Origin of the sequence: Agathobaculum sp., from assembly GCF_050946325.1 — a bacterium.
Classification (GTDB): domain Bacteria; phylum Bacillota; class Clostridia; order Oscillospirales; family Butyricicoccaceae; genus Agathobaculum.
Map to the genome: position 1 here is coordinate 1 of NZ_JBMNUP010000113.1, position 6,000 is coordinate 6,000.

The 6,000-nt window shown below is 50.1% G+C and carries 11 protein-coding genes; 8 read left to right on the forward strand and 3 right to left on the reverse strand.

The genetic code is table 11. From position 1 onward, the window contains the following. The 4 genes from ACOYIE_RS08430 to ACOYIE_RS08445 all read left to right on the forward strand — a co-directional run. Window positions 1–235 (forward strand): DnaB-like helicase C-terminal domain-containing protein (locus ACOYIE_RS08430; protein ID WP_433412281.1); only part of this gene is annotated, 235 nt, incomplete at its 5' end. Continuing rightward, a complete protein-coding gene (locus ACOYIE_RS08435; RefSeq protein ID WP_433412283.1) occupies window positions 225–542 on the forward strand; it encodes a hypothetical protein in 318 nt (105 codons plus the stop codon). The genes ACOYIE_RS08430 and ACOYIE_RS08435, both read left to right, overlap by 11 nt. Before the next feature lie 31 nt (window positions 543–573). Next, window positions 574–897, forward strand: coding sequence for a putative PDDEXK endonuclease (locus tag ACOYIE_RS08440; protein ID WP_433412299.1), 324 nt, complete (start codon window positions 574–576; stop codon window positions 895–897). Window positions 898–1,300: 403 nt separating this feature from the next. Further along, complete coding sequence (locus tag ACOYIE_RS08445) at window positions 1,301–1,906, forward strand: sigma-70 family RNA polymerase sigma factor (protein ID WP_433412285.1); 606 nt, start codon at window positions 1,301–1,303, stop codon at window positions 1,904–1,906. Between the two features lie 247 nt (window positions 1,907–2,153). On the opposite strand, the gene ACOYIE_RS08450 is transcribed toward ACOYIE_RS08445, so the two are convergent. Continuing rightward, window positions 2,154–2,429 carry a hypothetical protein gene (locus tag ACOYIE_RS08450; protein ID WP_433412287.1) on the reverse strand — a complete coding sequence of 92 codons (276 nt, stop codon included), beginning with the start codon at window positions 2,427–2,429 and terminating at the stop codon, window positions 2,154–2,156. Between the two features lie 368 nt (window positions 2,430–2,797). Further along, on the reverse strand, window positions 2,798–3,088 hold the full coding sequence (locus ACOYIE_RS08455; RefSeq protein ID WP_433412289.1) for a hypothetical protein: 291 nt from the start codon (window positions 3,086–3,088) through the stop codon (window positions 2,798–2,800). A gap of 323 nt (window positions 3,089–3,411) precedes the next feature. On the opposite strand from ACOYIE_RS08455, the gene ACOYIE_RS08460 reads away from it, so the two are divergent. The 4 genes from ACOYIE_RS08460 to ACOYIE_RS08475 all read left to right on the forward strand — a co-directional run bounded on the left by ACOYIE_RS08460 (window position 3,412) and on the right by ACOYIE_RS08475 (window position 4,694). Then, on the forward strand, window positions 3,412–3,606 hold the full coding sequence (locus ACOYIE_RS08460; RefSeq protein ID WP_034971653.1) for a hypothetical protein: 195 nt from the start codon (window positions 3,412–3,414) through the stop codon (window positions 3,604–3,606). Further along, window positions 3,603–3,857, forward strand: coding sequence for a type II toxin-antitoxin system HicA family toxin (locus ACOYIE_RS08465; protein WP_433412291.1), 255 nt, complete (start codon window positions 3,603–3,605; stop codon window positions 3,855–3,857). Before ACOYIE_RS08460 ends, ACOYIE_RS08465 begins: the two co-directional genes overlap by 4 nt. Further along, entirely contained in the window at window positions 3,857–4,066 is a 210-nt protein-coding gene (locus tag ACOYIE_RS08470) for a type II toxin-antitoxin system HicB family antitoxin (RefSeq protein WP_433412293.1), read from the forward strand. Before ACOYIE_RS08465 ends, ACOYIE_RS08470 begins: the two co-directional genes overlap by 1 nt. A gap of 64 nt (window positions 4,067–4,130) precedes the next feature. Continuing rightward, on the forward strand, window positions 4,131–4,694 hold the full coding sequence (locus tag ACOYIE_RS08475) for a Uma2 family endonuclease (RefSeq protein WP_433412295.1): 564 nt from the start codon (window positions 4,131–4,133) through the stop codon (window positions 4,692–4,694). A gap of 973 nt (window positions 4,695–5,667) precedes the next feature. Here ACOYIE_RS08475 and ACOYIE_RS08480 read toward each other — a convergent pair. Beyond that, window positions 5,668–6,000 (reverse strand): hypothetical protein (locus ACOYIE_RS08480; protein WP_433412297.1); only part of this gene is annotated, 333 nt, incomplete at its 5' end.

A 6,000-nucleotide genomic window follows, 5' to 3' on the forward strand; every position in this document is an offset into this window, starting at 1 on the left:
TAAAACCCCCTGCCTTGCCGACCTACGGGACAGCGGCGCAATTGAGCAGGACGCAGACGCAGTGCTGCTGATGCACCGCCCCGATCTGTATGAGAGCGAACGCGACGAACTGGTCTTTGTGTCTACACAGGTTGCAAAGAACCGCCACGCGGGCATGAAATCATTCCAATTGGGATTCAGCTTGCAGACAGGGCGGTTTATCCCTGTTCAGGGAGGGTTCAGGCATGACGTTTGATGAGCTGAAAAAGAGCGCATACCGCGGCACTGCCGTACCGGATGGGCTGACGGAAAACGAACGTTTTCAATTTGTAGCCGCCCGCCGCGTATACGCCGGTTTCCGCAACGGTGAAATCGACCGTACCGAAGCAGAGCCGATGATTGCCTTTATTCGGGATTTTTCCCATCTGCAAATCAGGGAAAAACGGTCGCTTCTGCAATATATCTTTGCGCTGCTCTGCGCAGATGCGGGCAATGGGGATTCGGAAGCCTTGACGCTTTCCAAGTTTGTGGCACGGCTGCAAAGCAGCATGGGGAGACGATGACGGTTGATGACGAATCAGGAAGTGTTAACTTATCGGCAAATCATCCAAGAGAAAGGGTGCGCAGGGAGAACGGGAGCTTGCGGCCATCTTACATGACGCATTAGGCGTGGACACTAAACGCGGCACAATCCCCTATGGCGGGTCTGCTGATGTGGAAGGGCTGCCGTTTGTCCATGTTGAGTGCAAGCGCGTAGAGAATTTATCGCTTTATAAGGCTTTTGAGCAATCTTCCAGAGATGCCGCCAAAACTGGCGATATTCCAGCGGTATTTCACCGAAGAAATCATAAACCGTGGGTAGTAATCATGTCCTTGTCGGACTGGATTATGTTTTATCGGGCATATTTGCGGAATTAGTGGACATTACACGCGCGAGGACTTTAGTCGACCACAAGTGGGCGAAAAAACGGCTATATCCCGAAGCGGTTTATTGCCCAGACTGCGCAAAGCAGCGGATGCAGGACAAAGCCGAGAAAAGCCGAGAAAAGCTGAACATAAAAAGGCTTTTGCACAACAAAAGAGCAGCAAGCCCTGTACGGCCTGCCGCTCTCCCGCTTGATTCGATTGTGGTTTTATTCTACCACAGGCGGGAGGTATATGCAATGCGCAACGAAGAACTGGCAGCGCAGGCCAAAGCAGGAAGCCGTGATGCGCTGGCGCAGCTCTGGGAGCAGAACAGGGGGCTGCTTGCTACGATGTTTCGCGGGCTGGCGCAGAAAGCAGGCGCGAGAATGACCGCTATGGGCGGACATGGGAGGACATGGAACAATCCTGCTTCCTTGCAATCGCGCTTGCTGTGGAGTTGTACAAGCCCGAACGGGGCACGCTGTTTGCGTCCTTTCTCAGCTATCCGGTCAAGACGGTTTTTTATGATCTGGTCGGCTGGCGTACAGAGGGACAGAAGCGCGATCCGCTCGGGCGCTGCCTGAGCCTTGATGAGCCGGTAACCGGTGAGGACGGCAGCGAAACACCGCGCGGCGAGCTTGTTCACGATCCCGCAGCCGGTCAGCAGTTCGAGGATGAGGAAGAACGGCTTTATACCGAGCAGCTGCACACAGCGTTAGACCGGTGCCTTGATACGTTGGAACAGGAGCAGGCCGCAGCGATTCGGTATCGCTACTACGACGGCCTGACGCTGGCAGAAATAGGGGCAAAGCTGGGCTGCAATGCGAAATATGCCCGTCAGCTTACCAGCAAGGGATTTCGGAAGCTGAGAAGCGGTAAGAACATCCAACGGCTGAAACAGTACCGCGAGCAGATCATCAGCGAGGGCGCATATCACGGCACCGGCTGGAACGCCTGGAAGAACGGCGGCAGTGTAGAAGAACGAACGGTAATGAAGCTGGAACGCAAGGGGATGCTATAACCAGTAAAAACCAGAAATAGCACACAAGGCTTGTTATTCCCACGAAAACCGCGTAGAATGCAAAACCTGTAAAAACCTGATGTTTTGCGCTTGCCGAAAGTCGCAGAAAAACGACAAAAGCAGCACATAAAAAGGCTGTGCAAATCTCCAGAAATCATTAGAAATGTCCAACAAAAAAAGAGCCGCACCCCATAGGCGGTGCAGCCCTCTTGCATGACCGTTGCCAGCCGGTCAGTTATATAATTCATCAGTACCCCATGTATTGTTGCCGTCCGCGCGAATATGCCAGATTGCACCAATATTCGAGCGAGAGTGCAAAGCGCTGCACAAAGTCACTTGTACCGGCGTTCGGTTTGACAGGATCGTGCGGTTTGCCTGCAAGCCCAAGATAATAGCTATCGTTTATGACTGGCAGAATCATCTGGTAGATTTCAAGCCATTGATCCGTTACGGGTTCGCCGGTGACTTGCTCGGACATTTTGCAGAACGCCCCAAGCGTGATCGGGAAGGTGATTTCACTCATGCCTGCCCTCCCCTTGCAGTTCTGGAATGTGCTTTCCTGCGGCGTTCCCGCTCGGCACGGATACCGTCAATACGCCCAGCGACGTAACAAGCATCAGCGGCGCACCGCACCGACCACGATGTATTCGACCTAAGACCATCGTCAATATGTCGCGCAGTATATGCGTTATCGAATATAGCGAAGATGCTGCTATGGTCGATATGTGCCAGGTACGCAATTCTTGTTGCTTCCTCTGGTGTAATCTGCTGCATTTTATCCAATCTCCCTTGTAATTCATGGACGGCTGTGCTATCATACAGACAACCGCCCTGTGGTGGTTTAGCTTTGGCTCCTTACCTTGCTTGGTTGGCGGTGGTAAGGGGCTTTTCTCATGCGAGGGTAAATCGGCGGGTTTCGGTCGAACGGGTGAACCGCTGGTACAGGTCAGGCATTGCCGCTTTGAAAGCGCGGCTGTCAAACCATGCAGACTGTACCGGCTTCCATGCGGCTTTCCAATCGTCACCGGCCAGCATGTCCGCGCCCTGCATGGTCATTTCCTGCTTGACTGCATCCGTGATGCTCTCAATCTCGGCGGCGATCTCATCCGCCAGACGGCGCAGCCTGCGCAGTTCTGTGATTTTGTGGTTTAACTCTGTTCTGCTTATGTGTAATACCTCCATATTTCGTTTATAATGGACGCTGTGCGCTCTTTGCGGCTTGGGTATTTTTGATTACATGCCGAAACCGCAGAAAGCAATATACGCCGCTCTCGCACCCGCCTGCGTCATCTTCCTGACTATTGCTCTCGCTCACAGGTACGCGGTACGGCTCTTGGTCGGGTGGTCTTGCCCTCGGCTCTGTTCCCTTGCTGTGATTATAGTATACTATATGGTTAACCGTATATCAATAGACATGATGTACAAAGTTAACCATATATTTTGTGCATTGTTTATATGGTTAACAATATCAAAATGCGATATAATACAGTAGAGGAGGCATATATATGGCAGTAAGTGAAGCACAAAAGAAAGCATCCGACAAATATAATCGCGAGCACATGACCACGCTGGGGTGCAAAGTCAAGAAGGAAGAAGCGGCGGCATTTAAGGCCTACTGTGCAGCACAGGGCAAGACCGCTAATACCGAACTCAAGGATCATGTATTGAAGTGTATCGGTGAGCAGGGTGATGAAGCATGAGCCGGTTTGAAAAACTACTGTACAGCATCTTGAGCGGCATACAAGATAAGAATATTGCATTTGATGACTTGTGCAAGATTTTAGACCGGTTTGGGTTTGTCTGTCGCGTAAAGGGCGATCATTTCATATACACAAAAGACGGCATAGAGGAAATCATCAATATCCAGCCGAAAGGGAAAATGGCAAAGTCCTATCAGGTGAAACAAGTCCGCGATCTGATCGTAAAATATCGCATGGGAGGTGCTGAGTAATGTATCAGTATGAAATCATCATCTACTACAGCCGTGAAGATGAAGCATATATTGCCGAAGTGCCGGAGCTGCCTGGCTGTATGGCTGATGGCGAAACGGCGAGGATGGCGCTCGACAATGTCGAAACTGTAATTGCAGAATGGATAGAAACTGCCCGCGAATTGGGGCGCCCTATCCCTGTGCCGCGCGGAAAACTGCAATACGCCTGAGTAAGGCCGGCGTGCGATAGATGAGCAGGTCAAGCGGGATAATATCCACGAGGAGGAGTAGCCAATGCCGTTACCGCAGGAAAAGCATTATACCTATGCGGATTATCTGACATGGGAAAGTGATGAAAAATATGAATTGTTTGACGGTATGCCGGTCATGCAGGCGCGTCCGAGCATCCAGCACCAGAATATAGAGGGCGCTCTATTGCAGCAGCTTAGAAACTTCTTAGACGGCAAGCCTTGTAAGGTCTTTGCAGAAATCGAAGTACTATTGCCGGATCACGCACATCAGAGCGCGGATGATGTAAGCACGGTTTACGTTCCTGATATCGCGGTCATCTGCGAGCCGGAGAAACTGACCGAGCAATATTGCTTTGGCGCACCCACAGTGATAATGGAAATCCTTTCGCCATCCACCGCAAAGGCCGACCGGCTGATAAAGCTAAACAGATACCAGCAGGCAGGCGTGTCCGAATACTGGATTGTTTCGCCACAGGAGCGCAATGTAACGGTTTTTAAGCTGTCTGACGGCGCATATCACACGGTAGCCGTTTATACGCATGAGGATGCAGAAGCGCGTGTGCTGTCTCTGGATGCGTGTATGCTGGACTTGTCTAAGGTGCTGTAACGCATCGTTGCGTTTTAGCTTACGCATGTGCTATACTATAAGCAGCAAGAGTATCGTCACTGTTCGTCGCAGGCAATTGGAGCCTGCCATAGAGCAAGTCGTCGATACTCTTGTTTTCTTTGGAAGCATTGTTATTTTGCTCTTTCTGTGCTATATTGTAATTAACAAGAGTATCATCAGATAACAACTCAGGCAATTGGAGCCTGCTGTCAAGAATCTGATTGATGCTCTTGTGTGTTTTGCAGCAGAACAAAAACCGCCCTACTGGACGGCTTGACAATCCCGATCGGGGCGGGTATACTGAATATAGAAAAACGGTGCTGCCGGTAGACGGTTAGCCCCGTAAGATTGCGATTAGAAGTAACCGGTTTTCTATGGGGATAGAGTGGCGGTTACTTCTTTTTTATTGCGATTATGTGCCCTGTGGCAACGATCAAAAGCAAGATCATAGCTTGATAGTCCATGTGCAACGCCCCCTTTCAGGGGCAAGACTTAACCGCCTACCGCCGGCTCGGCAGCACCTGCATGAAGTATACCAGAAACCGGCAGCACGCACAAGGGCGTCTTCCCCCCCGAAATATCGGGGCAAGTCTGCAATATGGACGATTGCTTTTCGTGGTGTTTGCTTGGTGTTTATTTGGTGTTTATTCACCCGAAAATAGGTATTTTTATATGGTCGTAAAAGTTGCTGATATATATAAAAACCGCAGTATATTGCGCTTGTATGATGCATAAGTACACAATTGAAATCATTCGGAACGGACTACGAACCAAAAGGTCGGGGGTTCGAATCCCTTCTGGCGTACCACTTTTGTGGGAACAAGCGATTTCTTCGGAAATCGCTTGTTTTTTATTTTTACCGATTTACAGCAACTGTCTCAACAGAACTTCGGCTGTTTTTCGTTGGCAGCCTGTTCGTAAGGTTCATTTTTCTTTCCCTTTGTTTCTCAGTCCGCTTTTTCCAATCGTATTCTCATCCGTTTGGTATGTAGGATTTCAAGGCAGATAGCCGGCTCCGGTCAACACGATAGCCGATATGACGCACATAAATCACCGTATCGGTGAATAGAAACGATTCATAGTCTCCATTTTTAAACTCTACGAATACACGGAATGGCCACCCTCCCGCCGCCACAGGAATTTTAGGAAGCCAGTAACGGTATCGCAAATCATTCAGCTCCTGAAGGATTTGTGTTTTTTCCGGTTCCGCTTCATATATAACATTGTCGCCGCTGTCTCCCTCCTGAATCATGACATAAGCAACCTCATTTGCATCAAAGTCGAAAAAGCGACGGAAAACAGGGCT

Bases quoted from the DNA above. Each gene is read 5' to 3' on its own strand.
- ACOYIE_RS08455 (WP_433412289.1), bottom strand. From the start codon at position 3,088: ATGGAGGTATTACACATAAGCAGAACAGAGTTAAACCACAAAATCACA.
- ACOYIE_RS08475 (WP_433412295.1), top strand. From the start codon at position 4,131: ATGCCGTTACCGCAGGAAAAGCATTATACCTATGCGGATTATCTGACA.
- ACOYIE_RS08465 (WP_433412291.1), top strand. From the start codon at position 3,603: ATGAGCCGGTTTGAAAAACTACTGTACAGCATCTTGAGCGGCATACAA.
- ACOYIE_RS08445 (WP_433412285.1), top strand. From the start codon at position 1,301: ATGGAACAATCCTGCTTCCTTGCAATCGCGCTTGCTGTGGAGTTGTAC.
- ACOYIE_RS08460 (WP_034971653.1), top strand. From the start codon at position 3,412: ATGGCAGTAAGTGAAGCACAAAAGAAAGCATCCGACAAATATAATCGC.
- ACOYIE_RS08450 (WP_433412287.1), bottom strand. From the start codon at position 2,429: ATGAGTGAAATCACCTTCCCGATCACGCTTGGGGCGTTCTGCAAAATG.
- ACOYIE_RS08470 (WP_433412293.1), top strand. From the start codon at position 3,857: ATGTATCAGTATGAAATCATCATCTACTACAGCCGTGAAGATGAAGCA.
- ACOYIE_RS08435 (WP_433412283.1), top strand. From the start codon at position 225: ATGACGTTTGATGAGCTGAAAAAGAGCGCATACCGCGGCACTGCCGTA.